The 20,249-nt window shown below is 63.9% G+C and carries 13 protein-coding genes; 7 read left to right on the top strand and 6 right to left on the bottom strand.

Annotated elements, in window-relative coordinates; all coding sequences use genetic code 11:
• Positions 1 to 25: 25 nt before the first annotated feature.
• A complete protein-coding gene (locus C2L64_RS09230; RefSeq protein ID WP_007586527.1) occupies positions 26 to 1,357 on the top strand; it encodes a homoserine dehydrogenase in 1,332 nt (443 codons plus the stop codon).
• 30 nt (positions 1,358 to 1,387) lie between these two features.
• Positions 1,388 to 2,836 carry a threonine synthase gene (thrC, locus tag C2L64_RS09225; protein ID WP_090835300.1) on the top strand — a complete coding sequence of 483 codons (1,449 nt, stop codon included), beginning with the start codon at positions 1,388 to 1,390 and terminating at the stop codon, positions 2,834 to 2,836.
• 591 nt (positions 2,837 to 3,427) lie between these two features.
• On the opposite strand, the gene C2L64_RS53115 is transcribed toward thrC, so the two are convergent.
• The gene (locus C2L64_RS53115; RefSeq protein WP_131542649.1) at positions 3,428 to 3,805 is read right to left on the bottom strand and encodes a hypothetical protein; all 378 of its coding nucleotides are present in this window, start codon (positions 3,803 to 3,805) and stop codon (positions 3,428 to 3,430) included.
• Positions 3,806 to 3,842: 37 nt separating this feature from the next.
• Between C2L64_RS53115 and C2L64_RS09220 the strand changes: the two genes are divergently transcribed.
• From C2L64_RS09220 to moaE, 3 genes are read left to right on the top strand one after another with little or no spacing between them, the layout of a single operon-like run.
• A complete protein-coding gene (locus C2L64_RS09220) occupies positions 3,843 to 5,075 on the top strand; it encodes a molybdopterin molybdotransferase MoeA (protein ID WP_090835298.1) in 1,233 nt (410 codons plus the stop codon).
• 38 nt (positions 5,076 to 5,113) lie between these two features.
• A complete protein-coding gene (moaD, locus tag C2L64_RS09215) occupies positions 5,114 to 5,371 on the top strand; it encodes a molybdopterin converting factor subunit 1 (RefSeq protein ID WP_007586520.1) in 258 nt (85 codons plus the stop codon).
• A gap of 20 nt (positions 5,372 to 5,391) precedes the next feature.
• Positions 5,392 to 5,862: a molybdopterin synthase catalytic subunit MoaE gene (gene moaE / locus C2L64_RS09210; RefSeq protein WP_079485802.1), complete on the top strand. Its 471-nt coding sequence runs from the start codon at positions 5,392 to 5,394 to the stop codon at positions 5,860 to 5,862.
• Positions 5,863 to 6,002: 140 nt separating this feature from the next.
• On the opposite strand, the gene C2L64_RS09205 is transcribed toward moaE, so the two are convergent.
• On the bottom strand, positions 6,003 to 6,563 hold the full coding sequence (locus tag C2L64_RS09205; protein ID WP_090835294.1) for a group III truncated hemoglobin: 561 nt from the start codon (positions 6,561 to 6,563) through the stop codon (positions 6,003 to 6,005).
• Between the two features lie 237 nt (positions 6,564 to 6,800).
• On the opposite strand from C2L64_RS09205, the gene C2L64_RS09200 reads away from it, so the two are divergent.
• Both C2L64_RS09200 and clpB read left to right on the top strand, forming a co-directional pair.
• Positions 6,801 to 7,298, top strand: coding sequence for an Rrf2 family transcriptional regulator (locus C2L64_RS09200; RefSeq protein ID WP_007586514.1), 498 nt, complete (start codon positions 6,801 to 6,803; stop codon positions 7,296 to 7,298).
• Positions 7,299 to 7,662: 364 nt separating this feature from the next.
• Positions 7,663 to 10,260, top strand: coding sequence for an ATP-dependent chaperone ClpB (gene clpB / locus C2L64_RS09195; protein WP_090835291.1), 2,598 nt, complete (start codon positions 7,663 to 7,665; stop codon positions 10,258 to 10,260).
• A 134-nt stretch (positions 10,261 to 10,394) separates the two neighbouring features.
• On the opposite strand, the gene C2L64_RS09190 is transcribed toward clpB, so the two are convergent.
• From C2L64_RS09190 to C2L64_RS09175, 4 genes are all read right to left on the bottom strand, one after another.
• Positions 10,395 to 10,838 (bottom strand): YidB family protein, encoded by a 444-nt coding sequence (locus C2L64_RS09190; protein WP_007750342.1) that lies wholly within the window; start codon positions 10,836 to 10,838, stop codon positions 10,395 to 10,397.
• Positions 10,839 to 10,993: 155 nt separating this feature from the next.
• The gene (locus tag C2L64_RS09185) at positions 10,994 to 11,548 is read right to left on the bottom strand and encodes a ComEA family DNA-binding protein (protein WP_090835353.1); all 555 of its coding nucleotides are present in this window, start codon (positions 11,546 to 11,548) and stop codon (positions 10,994 to 10,996) included.
• 182 nt (positions 11,549 to 11,730) lie between these two features.
• A complete protein-coding gene (gene pbpC / locus C2L64_RS09180) occupies positions 11,731 to 14,124 on the bottom strand; it encodes a penicillin-binding protein 1C (RefSeq protein WP_407671764.1) in 2,394 nt (797 codons plus the stop codon).
• Positions 14,125 to 14,157: 33 nt separating this feature from the next.
• Complete coding sequence (locus C2L64_RS09175) at positions 14,158 to 20,199, bottom strand: alpha-2-macroglobulin family protein (protein WP_090835350.1); 6,042 nt, start codon at positions 20,197 to 20,199, stop codon at positions 14,158 to 14,160.
• Between the last annotated feature and the right edge of the window lie 50 nt (positions 20,200 to 20,249).

Genomic DNA, 20,249 nt, shown 5'->3' with positions numbered 1-20,249 from the left:
ATCTCTCACTCGACACACACGCTGCATGGAACCGATCAAAGTTGGACTGCTGGGCTTCGGCACGGTAGGCAGCGGCACCTTCACGGTACTGCGCCGCAACCAGGAAGAAATCAACCGACGCGCGGGCCGCGGCATTGAGATTGCGCGCATTGCCGTGCGCAATCCCGCCAAGGCAACAGCCGCGCTCGGCAGCGAAGCGGGTACGGTCGCGATTACCGACGACTTCGGTTCGGTCGTCGACGATCCCACTATCGACATCGTCGCTGAAATGATCGGCGGCACGGGCATCGCGCGCGAACTCGTGCTGCGCGCGATCAAGAACGGCAAGCATGTCGTGACGGCCAACAAGGCGCTGCTCGCCGTGCACGGCACGGAAATTTTCGAAGCGGCGCGTGCCAACGGCGTGATGGTCGCGTTCGAAGCGGCCGTCGCAGGCGGCATCCCGATCATCAAGGCGCTGCGCGAAGGGCTGACAGCCAACCGCATCCAGTACATTGCGGGCATCATCAACGGCACGACGAACTACATTCTGTCGGAGATGCGCGACCGCGGCCTCGACTTCGCGACGGCGCTGAAGGCCGCGCAGGAACTCGGCTACGCGGAAGCCGACCCGACCTTCGACATCGAAGGCGTCGACGCCGCGCACAAGGCGACGATCATGAGCGCGATCGCGTTCGGCGTGCCTGTGCAGTTCGACAAGGCCTACGTCGAAGGCATCAGCAAGCTCGCTGCGATCGACATCAAGTATGCGGAAGAACTCGGCTACCGCATCAAGCTGCTCGGCATCGCGCGCCGCGCCGACAACGGCATCGAGCTGCGCGTGCATCCGACGCTGATCCCCGAAAAGCGTCTGCTCGCGAACGTGGAAGGCGCGATGAACGCCGTGGTGGTGCATGGCGATGCTGTCGGCACGACGCTGTACTACGGCAAGGGCGCGGGCGCGGAGCCGACGGCTTCCGCCGTGGTCGCCGATCTCGTCGACGTGACGCGCCTGCATACGGCTGATCCGGAGCATCGCGTGCCGCATCTGGCGTTCCAGCCGGACCGTCTGTCGAGCACGCCGATTCTCCCCATCGACGAAGTGACGAGCGGTTACTACCTGCGTCTGCGCGTCGCCGACGTGACGGGCGTGCTGGCCGACATCACGCGCATTCTGGCCGACACGGGCATCTCGATCGACGCGCTGCTACAGAAGGAATCGGAGCAGGTGGACGTATCGAAGAAGGGCGAGACGGACATCATCCTGATTACGCACGAGACGGTCGAAAAGAACGTCAACGCGGCGATCGCGAACATCGAGGCGCTGAAGACGGTCGTGTCGAAGGTGACGAAGCTGCGCATGGAAGCGCTGAACTGACGTACCGCACACACGTAAAGAGGCTAGCTCATGAATTACATTTCCACGCGCGGCGCCGGTATCGGCGAGCGCCACACGTTCTCCGACATCCTGCTCGGCGGTCTCGCGAAGGATGGCGGTCTGTATTTGCCGAACGAATATCCGAAGGTCTCGGCGGATGAACTCGCGCGCTGGCGCGCGTTGCCGTACGCGGACCTCGCGTTCGAAATCCTGCGCAAGTTCAGCGACGACATTCCCGACGAAGACCTGCGCGAACTCACGCGCCGCACTTACACGGCGCAGATGTACTGCAACGTGCGCGACGAGGAGAACGCTGCGCAGATCACGCCGCTGAAGACGCTTGGCGTCGAAGGCGGCACGCCGCTGTCGCTGCTCGAACTGTCAAACGGTCCGACGCTCGCATTCAAGGACATGGCGATGCAACTGCTCGGCAACCTGTTCGAGTACACGCTCGCGAAGCACGGGCAGACGCTGAACATTCTCGGCGCGACTTCGGGCGATACGGGCAGCGCCGCCGAATATGCGATGCGCGGCAAGAAGGGCATTCGCGTCTTTATGCTGTCGCCGCATAAGAAGATGAGCGCGTTCCAGACGGCGCAGATGTATTCGCTGCAAGACCCGAATATCTTCAACATCGCGATCGAGGGTGTATTCGACGATTGCCAGGATATCGTGAAGGCCGTATCGAACGATCACGCGTTCAAGGCGCAGCAGAAGATCGGCACCGTCAATTCGATCAACTGGGCGCGCGTCGTTGCGCAGGTTGTGTACTACTTCAAGGGCTACTTCGCGGCGACGAAGAGCAACGATGAGCGCGTGTCGTTCACGGTGCCGTCGGGTAACTTCGGCAATGTGTGCGCGGGGCATATCGCGCGCATGATGGGTCTGCCTGTCGAAAAGCTCGTGGTCGCGACCAATGAGAACGACGTGCTCGACGAGTTCTTCCGTACGGGGATTTATCGCGTGCGCAAGTCGTCGGAGACGTATCACACCAGCAGCCCGAGCATGGATATTTCGAAGGCTTCGAACTTCGAGCGGTTTGTGTTCGATCTGCTTGGGCGTGATCCGAAGCGTGTGTTGCAGTTGTTCCGCGATGTCGAAGAGAAGGGTGGCTTTGATTTGCAGGCCAGCGGCGACTTTGCGCGTGTGGAGGAATTTGGTTTTGTGTCGGGGCGCAGTAGCCATGACGATCGTGTCGATACGATTCGTGATGTGTTCGAGCAATACGACACGATGATCGATACGCATACTGCGGATGGCGTGAAGGTTGCGCGTGAACATCTGCAAGCGGGCATTCCGATGATCGTGCTGGAGACGGCGCAGCCGATCAAGTTCGGCGAGACGATTCGCGAAGCGCTCGAGCGGGAGCCGGAGCGGCCGGCGGCGTTCAGTGGGATCGAGGATTTGCCGCAGCGGTTCGAGGTGTTGGCGAATGACGCGGATCGGGTGAAGGAGTTTGTAGCGCAGCGGACTCGATAAGGGTTTGTTTTTTGTCTGCGACGCTGACGGGGTTTGTGCTTTTGCGGCGCGGGTGGATTGGTTTGCTTTTGGTTTCGCTGGCATCCGCGATTTGCCTTCGTGGTTCGTGCGTCGCCGTTCGGTGTTTTGGCGTTTGCGCTGGCATCCGCGTATTGCCTTCGTGCTTCAGGCGTCGCCCCTGTGCGGGGCGGCACCTACTTTTCTTTGCCGCCGCAAAGAAAAGTAGGCAAAAGAAAGCGGCTCACACCGCCAATCCTTCTTCTTGCCTGAGGGCCCTCAACGGGTCTTACGCTTCACACGGCAATCACGTGACCCATGTTCGTTGCCAACGCTCTTGCGGTGCGCCTCACCCGCTTCACGCACCCGCGTCGCCGCATGCCGTGCCAGATATTCCACGGCCGCCCAGGTGGCAAACTCTGTGTAGGCCGTAGTGCCTCGCACGCCTCACTTCGGACCGATAGCACGCGCATACCTCCATGTAAGAGCGCCAGGCTATACGACGCGATAGCCTACACACAGTTTGCCACTTGGGCGGCGCAAACCATTCGCTGCCGCTAGCCCAAGTTCGGGGGTTTGAAGTGGGTGAGGCGCTCATTCGAAGCGTTGGCAACGAACGCGAACAGGAATGCTGCCGTGTGAAGCGTAAGACCCTTTGGGGGCCCTCAGGCAGGAAGAAATGTTGGCGGTGTTGGCCGCTTTCTTTTGCCTACTTTTCTTTGCGGCGGCAAAGAAAAGTAGGTGCCGCCCCGCACAGGGGCGACGCGTGAAGCACGAAGGCAAAGTGCGGATGCCAGCGCAGACGCCAAAAACACCAATTGGCAACGCCCGCACTACAACCACCACCACCGAAAGGCAAAAAAGCAAACCACCCCGCATCGCAGATAAAAAAACCTGCCAACTACATGCATTGTCCCCTCCCGCTACAATGATTCTTTCCGAATCGTCCTCATCCGATCCGATGATGTCCACATCAACCTCTCCGGGATCACCTGCGCCACGCGCACCGATGCTCTCGACAGCCGACGCGCTAGCGACCTTACTTGGCGCCGCCGCACAAATCGCCGGCAACGAAACGTTGCCCACGCTGGAAGCGATCAACCGGGTGCTCGCGTCCGACGTCATCTCGCCACTCGACGTCCCGCCGATGAACACCAGCTCGATGGACGGCTACGCAGTGCGCGTCGCGGAGCTATCGCAGGGCGAGCGCCGTCTGCCCATCTCGCAGCGCATCCCGGCGGGTCACGCGCCGCAACCACTCGCCGAAGGCACGGCGGCGCGCATTTTCACGGGCGCGACCGTGCCGCCCGGCGCCGATGCCATCGTGATGCAGGAACAGACGGAAGCAGCCGGCGACGAAGTGACGATCCTGCACACGCCGAAAACAGGCGAATGGATCACGCAGCAAGGCGCCGACATCCACAAGGGTGCGACGATCCTGCCCGCGGGCACGCGGCTCACGCCGCAGGCGCTGGGCCTCGCGGCGTCCGTCGGTTGCGCGAATCTGGACGTGGTGCGGCGCGTGAAAGTCGCCGTCTTCTTCACGGGCGACGAACTGACCATGCCCGGCGAGCCGCTCAAGCCCGGCGCAATCTACAACTCGAACCGCTTCACGCTGACGGCCCTCCTGCACAAGCTCGGCTGCGAAGTGACCGACTACGGCATCGTGCCCGACAAGCTCGACGCGACGCGCAAAACGCTGCGTGACGCCGCGCAAGATCACGATCTGATCCTCACCTGCGGCGGCGTGTCGGTGGGCGAGGAAGATCACGTGAAGCCCGCCGTCGAGGCGGAAGGGCGTCTGTCGATGTGGCAGATCGCGATGAAGCCGGGCAAGCCGCTCGCGTTCGGCGCGATTCGCCGCACGGCTGCGCCCGATGCGCAAAACACCGGCTCGAACGAAACCTTCTTCATCGGCCTGCCGGGTAATCCCGTCTCGACCTTCGCCACGTTTTTGCTGTTCGTGCGCCCGTTCCTGCTGCGCCTCGCCGGCGTGCGCACAGTGACGCCGCGTGCGTTGTCGCTGCGCGCCGATTTCACGCAACAAAAGGCCGATCGCCGCAACGAATTCCTGCGCGCACGCGTCAACGCCGCAGGCGGCCTCGATCTGTTCCCGAACCAGAGTTCCGCCGTGCTGACGTCGACGGTCTGGGGCGACGGCCTGATCGACAATCCGCCGAATCATGCGATCAGCGCCGGCGAAACCGTGCGCTTCATCCCGTTTTCCGAGTTGCTGAACTGAGCACGGCCCTTGAGGCCGCAATTGGGCTGTTACCGACGATGAACATCCAGCTGAAATATTTCGCGAGCGTGCGTGAAGCGCTCGGCCAGTCCGACGAATCCGTGGACGTGCCCGAGGGCATCGCGACGGTCGGCGACGTGCGCACGTGGCTGCGCGTGCGTGGCGGCGTGTGGGCGGAGACGCTCGCCGAAGGCCGCGCGCTGCGCATGGCTTGCAATCACGTGATGACGGACGCGGGCACGCGTCTCACCGACGGCTGCGAAGTCGCGTTCTTTCCGCCCGTGACGGGCGGCTGACACAGCCAGCGAGGAACGATATGACCGTCCGAGTCCAGACAGAAGACTTCGACCTGTCGACGGAAGTGGCCGCGCTGCGTGCGCAGAATCCGAAGGTGGGCGCCGTCGCGTGCTTCGTCGGCACGGTGCGCGACATCAACGAAGGCGAGACCGTCCAGACGATGGAACTCGAGCACTATCCGGGCATGACGGAGAAGTCGCTGGAGGCGATCGTCGACGCGGCGCGCGAGCGCTGGCCGGGCACCGAGGTGCTGATCGTGCACCGCGTCGGCAAGCTGCTGCCGCTCGACCAGATCGTGCTGGTCGCGACGACGTCGAAGCATCGCGGGAACGCATTCGCGTCGTGCGAGTTCGTCATGGACTACCTGAAAACCCAGGCGCCGTTCTGGAAGAAAGAGAAGACGGAAAGCGGCGAGCGCTGGGTCGATGCGCGCGTGGCCGACGACGAGGCACTCGCGCGCTGGGGACTGAAATCGCTGAATTCGCGCTGAATTCGAAACCGGATTAAGCGTTATTCATTGAACGTTTCAAAAAATAACGCGCAAGCGATAATCCCGGTTGAAATGTTAAATCACGATTCTTGAGTCCCAATTTTCGAATCACATCGATTAATCCTGACCGTTCGATCAGCTTAATCGTCGTCGCGCGATTTACCGATGATTTTCGCCGGAAATGGTTCGCCACGCGGCTGCGCATGTTCGGCAGCGTGCTCTTCGCGCGAGCGGCGGCGCGGCGCGACGCGGTCCAGTAAATCCTGCTGCTCGGCGGGAATCTGGTAGTCCCAGCCGAACTTGCTCAGCTGCAGGCTCTGCGCGATACGCAGCGCGGGTTCCATGAAGCGCACGGCCGCCGCGGGTTCGTAACGTGACTCGACCGTGTCCAGGAACAGAAACAGCCAGCGGCTGAAGTGGCGCGGCTCGAGGCCCGCGAGCGGCATGTGCGCCTGTTGCACGTTGCCGCGATACTGTTTCGCGCCCAGCACCAGCGACCCCCAGAACACGCACATCTTCGGCAGATGCTCGTCCCAGCGCCCGGCGAGCTTCTGCTCGAAGGCGGGACCGAGCAGCGCGTCGGCGCGCACGCGGTCGTAGAACGCGTAGACCAACTCGCGGATGTTGTCCTCGTTGGGTTCGGCGTAACGCGTCGCGAGTCGTTCGATAGCGGGAATATCTGAAGAAATATCGGACTTCATATCTGGAACAAAAGTGAGTCGTGGCAAACGCGTCATCGCAAACGTTTTAGGCAGACGCGCTCTAAAATCAGAAAAAGTGCGCTTAAAAGGAAAGTTACCGTTTATAGTTACGCGAAATAACGAGATAAACGTCGCAATAAGATGTGTTATGTACGCATGTTATTGCGCAGCAGTACCGGCGTTAGTGGAGCCGGCGTGAACATTCCGCACGCTGACTCCGTCGCGATTTGCCTTTCAATGAGACTCACAGACTATACCGATTACTCGCTGCGCGTGCTGCTTTACCTCGCGGTTCGTTCCGAAGGACTGGCAACAATACAAGACATTTCCGATGCTTATGGCATATCAAAGAACCATCTGATGAAGGTGGTTCAGCGGCTCGCCGAACTTGGCTGGGTCGAGACCGTACGGGGGCGCAACGGCGGTCTGCGGCTGTACGAACATTCGTCGTCGCTGACCGTCGGCGAAGTGGTACGGGCGGCCGAGAACGACTTCGCGCTCGTCTCCTGTCTCAATGGCGCCGACGCGAGCGGCGTGCATCGCGAATGTGTCATTCAGTCGCAATGCAGGCTGAAGGGCATCCTCGAATCCGCGCGCGCGGCCTTCTTCCGCGAACTCGACAGCTATACGATCCGCGATATCGCCGAGCCGGCGTCGCCGCTGATGTCGCTGCTCGGATTGAAGCCATCGGCGACCGTTGTGCCCATCGTGCCCGCTGTGTCGACGGGCACCTGAAAGCGCACCGGGTCGGAGAAAGCAAGCCGGGCGCGCCGCCGCCCGGCGGCGTCACCGAACGCTCGTCCGATCCGGCGTATTTCGCGCTGAGCACGCCCGCAGGCCTGGGCCGGCCTGCGCTTGCCAACTGCCCAACTGCCCGCCGGCTATCCGCGCCGGGTCGCGCGTCCTGCCCCGCACCTTGCTTTCGCCCGATCCTGCGCGGGGCTACACTCGGCTGTGTCGACGGACTTCTGGCGCCGTTCACGCGTCCCGCACGATCGGGCCGCTGGCGTGTAAATTCTCTCTCCCTGATGCAAAAAAGCGCTTGAAACTGGCAGAAAACGCCTCATTTTGGTGGTAATCGAAATTGGAGGTCTCCTAGATGAGAGTCGACAAACTCACCACTAAATTCCAGGAAGCGTTAGCCGATGCGCAAAGCCTTGCCGTCGGTCATGACAATCAGTACATCGAGCCGGTCCACCTGCTAGCGGCCCTCGTCGCGCAGCAGGACGGCTCCGCGCGCTCGCTGCTCTCGCGCGCCGGTGTTCACGTGCAGGCGCTGCAAACGTCGCTCGCCGACGCCATCACGCGTCTGCCGCAAGTACGCGGCACGGACGGCAACGTGCAGATCGGGCGCGATCTCACGGGTCTGTTGAACCAGGCCGACAAGGAAGCGCAGAAGATCAACGACACCTACATCGCAAGCGAGATGTTCCTGCTCGCGATCGCCGATGACAAAGGCGAAGCGGGCCGTCTCGCGCGCGAGCACGGCCTGTCGCGCAAGTCGCTCGAAGCGGCCATCGTGGCCGTGCGCGGCGGCGCGCAGGTGCATAGCCAGGACGCCGAAAGCCAGCGCCAAGCGCTGAAAAAATACACGATCGACCTGACCGAGCGTGCCCGCGCGGGCAAGCTCGACCCGGTGATCGGCCGCGACGACGAAATCCGCCGCTCGATCCAGATTCTCCAGCGCCGCACCAAGAACAACCCGGTGCTGATCGGCGAGCCGGGCGTGGGCAAGACGGCGATCGTCGAAGGCCTCGCGCAGCGCATCGTCAACGGCGAAGTGCCCGAGACGCTCAAGGGCAAGCGCGTGCTGTCGCTCGACATGGCGGCGCTGCTGGCGGGTGCGAAGTATCGCGGCGAGTTCGAAGAGCGGCTGAAGGCCGTGCTGAACGACATCGCGAAAGACGAAGGCCAGACCATCGTCTTCATCGACGAAATTCATACGATGGTTGGCGCGGGCAAGGCGGAAGGCGCGATGGACGCGGGCAACATGCTCAAGCCGGCGCTCTCGCGCGGCGAGCTGCATTGCGTCGGTGCGACCACGCTCGACGAATATCGCAAGTACATCGAAAAGGATGCCGCGCTGGAGCGCCGCTTCCAGAAGGTGCTCGTCGACGAGCCGAGCGTCGAAGCTACCATCGCGATTTTGCGCGGCTTGCAGGAGCGCTATGAGCTGCACCACGGCGTCGATATCACCGACCCGGCGATCGTCGCGGCGGCCGAACTGTCGCATCGCTACATCACCGACCGTTTCTTGCCGGACAAGGCGATCGACCTGATCGACGAAGCGGCGTCGAAGATCAAGATGGAAATCGACTCGAAGCCCGAGGAGATGGACCGGCTCGATCGTCGCCGCATCCAGTTGAAGATCGAACGCGAGGCCGTCAAGAAGGAGAAGGACGAAGCGTCGCAGAAGCGCCTGCAACTGATCGAGGAAGAAATCGAGCGGCTCGACCGCGAATATTCGGATCTCGAAGAAATCTGGACGGCGGAAAAAGCGGCCGTGCAGGGCAGCGCGCAGCTGAAGGAAGAGATCGAGAAGACGCGTGCGGAAATCACGCGTCTGCAACGCGAAGGCAAGCTGGAGAAGGTCGCCGAGCTTCAGTACGGCAAGCTGCCGCAACTCGAATCGCAACTGAAGGCGGTCACGAAGGCCGAGGCGGAAGAGCAGAACAATCCGACCCGTCCGCGCCTGTTGCGCACGCAGGTCGGCGCCGAGGAAATCGCGGAAGTCGTGTCGCGCGCCACGGGTATTCCCGTCTCGCGGATGATGCAGGGCGAGCGCGAAAAGCTGTTGCAGATCGAAGAGAAACTGCACCAGCGCGTGGTCGGCCAGGATGAAGCGATCACCGCCGTCGCCGATGCGATCCGCCGTTCGCGCGCCGGTCTGTCGGACCCGAACCGTCCGTATGGCTCGTTCCTGTTCCTGGGGCCGACGGGTGTCGGCAAAACCGAGTTGTGCAAGGCGCTCGCGGCCTTCCTGTTCGACGCGGAAGATCACCTCATCCGCATCGACATGAGCGAGTTCATGGAGAAGCACAGCGTCGCGCGTCTGATCGGCGCGCCGCCGGGATATGTGGGCTATGAAGAGGGCGGTTATCTGACGGAAGCGGTGCGCCGCAAGCCGTACAGCGTGATCCTGCTCGACGAGATCGAGAAGGCGCACCCGGACGTCTTCAACGTGCTGCTGCAGGTGCTCGACGACGGCCGCATGACGGATGGCCAGGGCCGCACCGTGGACTTCAAGAACACGGTGATCGTGATGACCTCGAACCTCGGCTCGCAGGTGATCCAGTCGATGGTCGGCCAGCCTGAAGAAGCCGTGAAGGATGCCGTCTGGGAAGAAGTGAAGCTGCATTTCCGGCCGGAATTTCTGAACCGGATCGACGACGTCGTCGTGTTCCATGCGCTCGATCGCTCGAACATCCAGTCGATCGCGAAGATCCAGTTGGAACGCGTGCACGAGCGGCTTGCAAAGCTCGACATGCAACTGGTCGTGTCGGATGCGGCGCTGGAGTTGATCGGCAAGGTTGGTTACGACCCGCTGTTCGGAGCGCGGCCGTTGAAGCGCGCGATCCAGCAGGAGATTGAGAACCCGGTAGCGAAGCTGATTCTGTCTGGCAAGTTCGGTCCGAAGGACGTGATCCCCGTCGAGGTGGACAACGGCAAGCTCGTGTTCGACAGGGTGGTTCACTAAGGCGGCAAGGGAACGGAGCGTCGAAGCTCGACGCATCCGTTCCGGATGAAAAACAAAAAGGGCAACGAAGCGATTCGTTGCCCTTTTTTCATGCGCGGCGCTTCGACGAGGCCACGCGTAGCGAACGGCTGTGTTCAGGCGTTCTTGTTGCCGAACAGCCCCGCAATCTGGCCGAGCGCGCCCAACGCGCCCGACACGCCGCCTGCATCGACCTTGCCGTCGGCGGGCACTTCGCCGTTCGGCGTCGCCGCGTTGATCACGTGCGGCAGCACTTGCGACAGCAGGCCCGTCACCATAGAAGGTTCGACGCCGGCCTTCGCCGCGATATTGGTCACGGTTTCGGAGCCGAGCACGTTATGCAGCGTGTCGGCGGCGATCGGCTGGTTTTCGCCCGTGCCGACCCACGAGCTGATGATGTCGCCCGCGCCATTTTGCTGGAAGCGCTGGATCAGGCCGTTCAGGCCACCCGGCTGGTTGTTGACGAATTCGAGCGCGGCGGAAATCAGCGCCGCCTGGCCGCCGCCTTGCGGCGAGTTGCCGCCGCCGAGCATGGAACCGAGGGAGTCGAGTAGGCTCATGACAATCTCTCTTGAAAAGCCGGTGCGACGTGTGTGAAGCGTGCGCCGGCGGGGAACGAAACGCCACGCGGAGCGCGGCACCAATAGTGGCAGCAATGGCCGTTGATATAGGCGTGAGGCAGTGCGGCCACTGGACGCGGATGGATTGCGCGTCCTTATACGCCCGATGCAGCGGACGCGGCCTTGCTCTTCTTCGATTTCTTCGACTTCGAAGCGGTCGTGTCCGACGCTGTAGCAGGCGCAGAAGCCGCCGTAGCAGCGGGCGCCGATGCCGCAGCGGCGTCAGCCTTGCTCTTCTTCGACTTTGACGCCTTGCCGCCCGAAGCGGCGTCGGCGGGCGCGGCAGGCGCTGGCGTTTGCGCCGTGGTCGCGGCGGGTGCGGGCGTGGACTTCGACATCGTGCCCGCCGGCGCTTTGGCGGGTGCGCCTGTCGGCGGCGCGGACGAGCCGTTGATCGTCAGGCCCGCCGCTTCGAGATTCTTCACCGACTTCTGCCCGATGCCCTTGACCCGGTTGGCGAGGTCGTCGGCATCCTTGAACGGGCCGTTCTTGGTGCGTTCGTCGATGATCGCCTTGGCGTGGGCGGGGCCGATGCCTTTGACCGATTCAAGCGCGGCCTGGTCGGCGGAATTGACTTCGACAGCGGCCGCGTATCCCGCCGACAGCGACAGGACGAGCGCGACGAACAACATCAACAGCTTTTTCAACATGGCAATCACTCCATTGAGGGCAAACAGGTAGCCGGGAACGGACGACGCTTCCATTTGAGCAAGCACTGCGTTCAAGCATAGGACAATTTACTGTCCTCTTTCACCGAACGGCGCGAGACGAGGCGCGAATCGGCCGATTTATACCGCTCGAACCGTGACAAGACAATGCGAACTCACCAAATTTAAAGCTTTTGCCCGTTCGTTGTGCTGTCTTGCTGTGTGGATGTCAGAGGAGTTGGAGACGGTTGTGACGCCGCGCGGCCGCGTACCGTACCCGGTTTGCCGGCCGGCGGCGGCACGGCCTGGTGCGCGGTCGCGCCGCGCACTTCGAAGTGCACCGAATCGGCGCTCGATCCATCCGCATTGACGAGTTCGAGCACGTGTCGGCCCGGCCACGGCAGCCACAGCACGCGTTCTTCGCGGCCAAGCGGCTTGCCATCGAGGCGCCAGCTGGCGCGCCCGGACGAGCCGTTCGCGCGTTCGAACACGATGCGCTGGCGTGTGGCGGGAATGTCGGGGTCGAGCGCGAACAGCGTGCCGTCCGTCGGCGAGCCGATACGCGGCGCGGCATTCGAAGACGACGCGGCCGTTTTGCCCGATGCGTACGCCGCGCGCGCTATACCGCTCGCGTTGTCCGTTGAAATGGCATTCGCGGCCAGTCCGACTGTCTGCGTTTGCGTGCCGTCGACGAACCACTCGTTGCGCGCGGGCTCGATGTTGCCGTCGAAGCTCACGCGAGCCTGCACGACGCCTGCCGGCACGCGCGGCTCGACGCTCGGCACGCGCCGGTGCAGATAGCCGACGATAGCGGCCCAGATCGGCGCGGCGCCCGTCACGCCGGACACGTCCCACATCGGCTGGCCGTCCGCGTTGCCGACCCACACGCCGACCGTGTAGCGCGACGTGTAGCCGACCGTCCAGTTGTCGCGCATGTCCTTGCTGGTGCCCGTCTTCACCGCCGAGAAAAAGCGCGTCGCAAGCGGGCTGTCGAAGCCGAAGGTGCGCGTGCGCGCGTTGTTATCGGACAGCACCGTCGTGATGATGTAGCTTGCGTCGGCGCTGAAGACGCGTTGCTGTGGAGGTGCAGCGGAAGGCGCACGGCGCGGCAGATCGAAGGCCGGCGTGGCGACGCCGCTGTTGGCGAGCGCCCGATACGCATTGGTCAGCGACAGCAGCGTCACATCGGCGCTGCCGAGCGCGAGCGAATAGCCGTAGTAGTCGCCGCTTTGTTCGAGCGGCAAGCCGAGCGCGGTGAGCGTCTTCGCGAAGCGATGCGGCGTGACCATCACGAGCGTGCGCACGGCAGGCACGTTCAGCGACGAGCCGAGCGCCGTGCGCACGCTGACCCAGCCCTTGAAGTCCTTGTCGTAGTTTTGAGGTATATACAGGCCGCCGCCCGCCGCGAGATCGAGCGGCGCGTCGTCGAGCAGCGAGGCCGTGGTGAGCCGCCGTTCGTCGATGGCCTGCGCATAGAGGAACGGCTTGAGCGTCGAGCCCGCCTGGCGGCGCGCGAGCACGGCATCGACGTCGCGTGCGCCCGACAGTCCGCCCGACGAGCCGACCCACGCGAGCACCTCGCCCGTCGCGTTATCGAACACGACGACGGCGCCGTCGTGCACGTTGCGCGGATGCGCGGGCGCGTTGAGTTCGACCAGCGTGCGCGTGAGCGCATCGCTTGCGAAGCGCTGGAGCTTGGCGTCGAGTGTGCTCGTCACGCGCGCGCCCGCAACGGGATGCGTTTCGCTCCCGATGCGGCGCGCGAAATGCGGCGCGAGCGTCGGCGCATCGGGCGAGACGGACAGCAAGGCGGGAGCAGGGCGCGCGAACGCGAGCTGCACGAAGGCCGCGAGATTCACGCAGCGCTCGGGCGCGTTCATGTCGCGCAAGATGCGGCACGCGCGTTCGCCGACCTTCGCATATGAGGCGTTCGGCGCACGGATGAGCGCGGCGGCGACGGCGGCTTCGCGCTCGTCGAGACCGGAAGGCGTTTTGCCGAACAGCGTGATCGACAGCGCGGACAGGCCAATCGTCTCGCCGCGAAACGGCACGAGGTTCAGATACGCTTCGAGAATCTGATCCTTGCGCCACGTGTGTTCGAGCCACAGCGCGCTGACGGCCTGATTCGCCTTCTGCGCGATTGAACGTTGCCCCGAACGTTCACGATCGTCGTTGAGCAGACCTGTCAACTGCATCGTGACCGTCGATGCGCCGCGCGTGCGCGTGTTCCACAGGTTCGCCCACGCGGCGGCCGTCGCGCCGCGCCAGTCGACGCCGCTGTGTTCGTAGAAGCGCTTGTCTTCCGATACGACGATCGCTTCGCGCAGCGCTGGCGAGACGTCCGCGAGCGCGACCCAGTCGCCGCGCCGCTCGGTTTTGTCGATGCGCGTGCGTTGCAGCGGCACGCCGTCGCGCGATAGCAGCAGCCAGTCGGAGCTGCGCCATTGCGTGCGTACGTCGTCGAACTTAGGCAGCGCGTGCGCGGCGAGCGGTTCGGCGAGCAGCAGAACGCATAGCGCAATGCGCGCGAACGTGAACGCGATGCGCCACGGCCGGTTCGGCGGTGTGTTGCGGCTCATCGCATTGGTCCAGGCGCGCATCACGCGTTCTCCTTACTTCGCAGCCGTCGCCGGCTTCACGACGACGGCGGCATTCGGCAGCACGCCGAATGTCGACGGCGCGTAGAGCGCTTCGACGCGCGTCGGCGGCAGGCCGAACGTGCCGACGTTGTTCAGCCGAACCGTGTACTCGACCGAGAACTTGCCCTTCGGCACGTAGTCGTAGTACGCGCGATAGCCGTCGAAACCACGCTCGACAAATGCCGGCCACGCCTCGCCCTTCGATTTCTCGCCTTGTGTCGCGGCTTCCGAGTCGCGGCCGAGGCCCGAGCCGAGTATCGTCGCGCCGGCCGGAACGGGATCGTTGACGACGACCCAGGTCATGTCCGTCTGCGCGTCGATATCCAGATGCACGCGCACGATATCGCCGCGCGTGTTCACGCCCTTCACGGCGGGATCGATCGGCGTGACCGTCTTCGTGATCCGGTAGCCGGCGGCGAACGGCGCTTTCAGCGCGACAGCGGCGAGGCTTTCGATCGTCGCCCACGGCTTGCCCGTGCCGTCGTGCGTCAGCGTCAGCGACACGGGTGCGCTGCGCGTTTCGGGCGGCCACGGCAGCAACTGGCTGCGCGTGTCGGCCGTCTTCGTGATGGCCGTTGCGGACGCATAGTTCGCGCTTGCGGCAGCGGGCTGGCTCCATGAAATCGTCTTGTCAGTCGAACCGAGTTGCAGCTTCGTTTGCCCCGTCACAGGCACGCTCTCGAACACCTGCGAGAAGCGCTGCACGGCAATCGATCCCCACAGGTTGGCCGTCGTCGTCTGCCATGCGCCGTTCTTCTGCAACGCGAGTAGTCCCGCGACGAGGCGCGGCATCTCGTCCTTCCAGCCGGGCATATCGACGAACGTGAGCGCCGTGCGCGCCGCGTTGGTTTCCGTGCCCGACATCAGCCACCACAGGTCGTCGTTGTCGGCCGTCGAGAAGGTGAGGCGCGTGCCCTGATACGTGAGCCGTGCGCGGATGATCTGCTCGGCCTGCGCGAGCTTTTCGTCGCGCTGTGGAATGTCCTTCACGCGCGACAGCACCGCGTAGTAGTCGAGCACGGCCGAGGTCGGCCACTGGTTCGGCGCGATTTCGATCGAACCGAGCATGCTCGCGCGTGCGGCGCCATGACGCGACAGCGCTTCGAGCGCGGCGAGCTTGCGCAGATCGAGGTCCTTGCGCGGCGCCCAGAAGTTGCGTTCGAGCCTGCCTTCGACGAAATTCGTCAGACCGCCTTCGAGCTTCGCGCGCAGATCGTCGGGCAACGCGAAGCGCGGGTCGAGCTTCGCGGCTTCGTCGGTGACGGACAGCAGATACGCGGTGAGCGTGGTGCTGCCCGTGTTGCCGTTGTCGTCACCGGGCGGGAAGTAGTTCGCGAGACCGTCCTTGTCGAGATAGACAGGCATGCGCGCCAGCACGCCTTGCCAGCGTGTCGGGTCGCGCAAGCCCAGCGCAACCGACGTCTGCTGTTCGAGGCAGCTATACGGATAGCGCTCGAACCAGCGGCGCACGCCCGGCATGCCGTCCGACAGTTTCGATTGCAGCGACACGGCGATGCCGCCGCGCAGCGCGCCCGCTTGCGTCGTCGTCGCATTCGGCGGCGCGGCGACGGGTAGCGAGAACGAGCCGTCGACTTGCGTGAGCGTCGCCTGCTGCACGGTGATGGGAATGGCGGCCGTCACGCGCTGCGTGACCTTGAGTGCGTCCGTCGCGTGCGATGCGCCTTGTTCCGCTGCGCTGACGTTCCAGGTCAAGGCCGCCGGGTTCGCCTCGGAAAGACCGTCGGGCGGCGAGACCGTCCATGCGACTTCGCGTGCCGAATCGGCGGCGATATCGACGGTTTGTGTTTGCAACGACAGCCCAGGCACGTTCGGCGTAACAACAACCTTCATCGCGCGCGTGGTGGTGTTGCGCAGCGTGAACTGCGCGCGGAACTGGTCGCCTTCGCGCACCAGCGGCGGCAAGCCGGAAATCAGCTGCAGATCCTGCGTGCTGCGGATCGACGTGCTGCCCGTGCCGAACGTGCCGTCGCCGACGGCCGCGATCGCCACGATACGGAAGCTCGTCAACGCGTCGTTGAGCGGCACGTCGACGGATGCTTCGCCGTTCGCGTCGAGGGTCACGCGCGGGTTCCACAGCAGCAGCGTGTCGAACAGTTCGCGCGTCGAGCTGTGTCCGCCGCCGCCGCCCGCGGGCACGGCCTTGCGACCGAAGTGCCGGCGTCCGACGATCTCCATCTGCGCAGTCGACGTTTCGACGCCGTACGCGCGCCGTTGCAGCATCGCGTCGAGCACGTCCCAGCTGTTGTTCGGCATCAGTTCGAGCAGCGCTTCGTCGACGGCGGCGACGGCGATCTGCGTGCCGGCGGGCGCGGGCTTGCCGCCCGGCATCTGCACGCGCAGCTTCACATGCGCCTTGCCGCGCACCGTGTATGACTTCGCGTCCGGGGTGACCGTCACGGCCAGTTTATGCGCGGCTGTGCCGACCTTGATCTCGGCGAGACCGTAGCGGAACGCGGGCTTCGACAGATCGACGAGCGGCGTCGGCGCTTCGTAGTAGCGGCCTTGGTACCAGAACGCGCGCGCCCATTCGAGCGGTGCCTTCCAGCCCCACGTGAAGAACGAGTACCACGGCACTTCGCGGATGCGTCCGCGCAGCGCGAGCACCGACACGTACACGTTCGGCCCCCACGCTTCGCTCACTTTCAGCTCGACGGTCGGGTCCTTGCCGTCCAGTTTCACGACATGCGTTTCGACAATCCCTTCACGCTCGACGGCAACAAGCGCCGTCGCGAATCGGAAAGGCATGCGCACCTGGAAGCGCGCGGTTTCGCCGGGTTCGTAGGCGCTCTTTTCGGGCAGCACGTCGATGCGGTCGGTGTTTTGGCCGCCGAACCACAGGTCTTCCTCACGCGTGACCCACACGGACGTCGCGGCCATCGATGCATGGCCTTCGCCGTCCTTCGCGGTGACGACGAGATCGACGTTGCCCGCTTCCTTGAGCTTCGCGTCGCAGGTCATCAGGCCGTGGTCGTCGCTCTTGCCGCTGCACAGCGTGCCGAGGTCTTTGGTTTCCGTGTGGTTGTCGTACGCATAGAAGCCGCCGACCATGCGCTTTCTCGACGTGATCGTGATGCGCGCGATGCCGCGCACTTCGAGCGACACGCCTGCGCGCGGCTTGCCTTGCAGATCGACGGCGAGCGCCTTCACGGGCACCGCGTTGCCGACCGACACCCATTGCCCCGACTTCACGCCCGCGACGACGGCGGCGGGCCACAGCGTCGCGTTGCCGCTGATCGTCTGCACTTCGCCGTTCGGATCGGCGAACGTGGCTTCAAGCGCGAGACGCTTCGGCGCGTCCACTTGCGGCAGGTTTTTCAGGCTCAGGCTACCCGCGCCGTTGCGGTCGAGCGTGACCGGTTCCTTGTCGGCGATCAGCTTCGACGTGTCGTCGTCGGCGGCCTGTTCGCTTTCTTCGTCATCGGACGACGACGTGTTGGCGTCGTTGCGCTTCTTGTACGGCGCGAAGCTGAACTCCGGATACGTGCCGGCGAAAGCGGGCGTCGTACTCTTCATGAGCGCCGACACCTGCACGGGCAGACCCGACGCGCCGCCGCCCGACATATAGTCGATTTGCAGCGTGACGGGCGCTTCGCTCGCAGCAACAAGCGGGTGATTCTTTTCGTCGCGTATGGCAATCGTGCCTTTGAACACGGGCAGCCGAAACTCTTCAACGCGGAAGCTGCCGGACGAATAGCTATGGCGGGCCGAGTCGGCGCTGCTGTCGTCGTCGCTGTCGTTGTTCGATGCTGCGCTCGCATCGCCGTCATCGAGCGACACGCTGTATTCGCCGAGCTTCGCCGCAGCGGGAATCGCGAAGGTCGAATCCGCCGTGTGATCGGCGGTCCACTTGAGCGGCAGATGCCAGGTCTGACCACTGCCGAGATGGCGGAGCGTCAGGCGCGTCGGGTACGTCTTCGGGAAAGTGAGGCCGTGCATCGTCTCGACGCGGATCATGTGCTTCATCGACACCGTTTCGCCCGCGCGCAACAGCGTGCGGTCAAACACGGTGTGTGCGCGTACCGTTTGCTGGATGCTCGTGTCGGTCGGCACGTTGAAGCGCCACGCTTCGATGCCGCGATTCCAGTCGGAGCGCACAAAGGCCATGTCGTGGCCCGTCTTCGGATCCTCGATGCGCGCCGACACGAAGAAGCCTTCGAAGCTGTCTTCCTTGCATTCGTTGCGGGACGTCAGCGACTGGTTGATCGTCAGCACGCCGTGCGCGTCGGTTTTGCCCGACGCGAGTTCGTCGCCGTTGCAATCGCTCACGTGCACGTCCGCATTCGGCACGGGCTGGCCCTTGTCGAGCGTCGTGACCCACACGACGCTATTTTCGCGGCCTTGCTTGAAATGCACGCCGAGGTTCGTGACGAGCACAGCCGTGCGCACGTACATCGGCGCTTGCTTGCCGAGCAGCGACGCGCCGAGCGCGGGCGACGCGAGTTCGATCACATAGAAGCCGGGCTTCGTCACAGGAACGCCGACCACTTCGAAAGGCCGCAGCGCTTTCGGATCGGCCTTCGGCAGCGCGAGCGTTTCGACGTTCGATTGGCCCGCGAGCAGCGACAGCGAGCGGATGTCGATCAGCGGATTCTTGCGGTCCTCCTTTGGGTCCGAGTCGTCGGCCTTGCGCGGCACGATCACGGGGTGCGGATTGTGCGCGAGCAGTTGCAGCATCTGCTGGTTGATCGACTGACGGTCCATCATGAAGCCGTCGAAACGATCGACGTTGTGCATCCAGCGGCGAATGTCGCTGTCGGCATCGACGCGCAGCTTCGTGAACTGCGCGTTACCCGCATTGAGCCCCGCGATATGCAGATCGGCCTCGACGTTGCGCAGCGTAACGGGCACGAGCGCGGGCATGTCCGGTTCCGCGAAACGCTCGATGATGCCGAACGTGCCCGACGAAAACTTCGCGAGCGGCGGCATTGGCGCCGTCGCGGTCTTCAGCGGAAAGAGGTCTGCGTTGGTCAGCGCGCGGCCGCTAACGTCCTTGAGATTCGACGGCAGCTCGATGGTCAGGTCGGCGCGTTCGGGCAGCGGCGCGGCGAATTCGACGGTGCTTGTTTGCGGGTCTTTGTCGTCAGCGGGGAAGGTCGGTTTGATCTCGCCGTTCGGCCCCTTGATGCGAATCTTCTCCGCATCGGTGCGCAGGATGGGCGCGTTGAACTGCACGCGCAACGGCCGCAACGGCGTGCAGGGCGCCTTCGCATTCTCGCGCTCGCAACTGAAGCTCGCGGCGAAGGGTTCGCGCACATTGAAGTCGAAGCGGCGCTCGACTTCGTTCGCAATGCCGCTTGGACTCGCGACGCCCTTGCCGTAGACCAGTTGCGCCTTCGCGCCGGACGGCAGCGTCTGCTGGCATTGCAGCGTCAGCACGCGCGCCGCTTCCTTCTGCAGACGGAAGCGCTTGAGCAGTTCGGTGCGCGTGGCGGCATCGACATTCTTCACGGGAATCCGGTTGCCCAGGCCGATCGATTCGCACCAGACGTGCTGTTGCACCGATGCGTCCGTCGCGGGACCGTTGAGCCGCAGGACAAACGCCTGATCTTCCTCGATTTCGCCGCCGTAGGGCTGCACGTTCTGCACGAACGGGCCGCCCGTTTCGAACGCGTAGTGACGCGGCCCCGTCAACGCCTGACCCGCCGATGATTTCAGCCCGTCGTTCAGATCGACCGAACAGGCGACGCCTGGCGGCAGATCAGCGGTGAAATCCCATGCCCAGGTTTTGTCGTCGATCCAGCGCGGCTGGCCGGCGCTAGCCGACGCGTCGTTGCACTTGATGCGCGCGGGCGCGGGCAGATCGGGCGCGCCGAACGCAACCATCGATTCGTCGAACTTGACGACCACCTGGCGGACCTGCGCAACCTTGCCTTGTGGCGTGACCTGAGTGATGCGCGCTGAATCGGCGCGCCATGTGACGCTAATGAGAAGGCCGAGCATCACAGCCGCTGCGGCTGCCCATATCGCTTGACGTTTGATGGTGCCGCTTAGCATCGACTGCGCTCCCGGTTTCATTTTTCTTTCGGATCGCAGCCGATTCTAAC

This window comes from Paraburkholderia hospita (genome assembly GCF_002902965.1).
In the GTDB taxonomy this organism is placed as follows: domain Bacteria; phylum Pseudomonadota; class Gammaproteobacteria; order Burkholderiales; family Burkholderiaceae; genus Paraburkholderia; species Paraburkholderia hospita.
The sequence above is the reverse complement of the archived record's forward strand: the minus strand, read 5'-3'. Positions and strand labels throughout refer to the sequence as shown.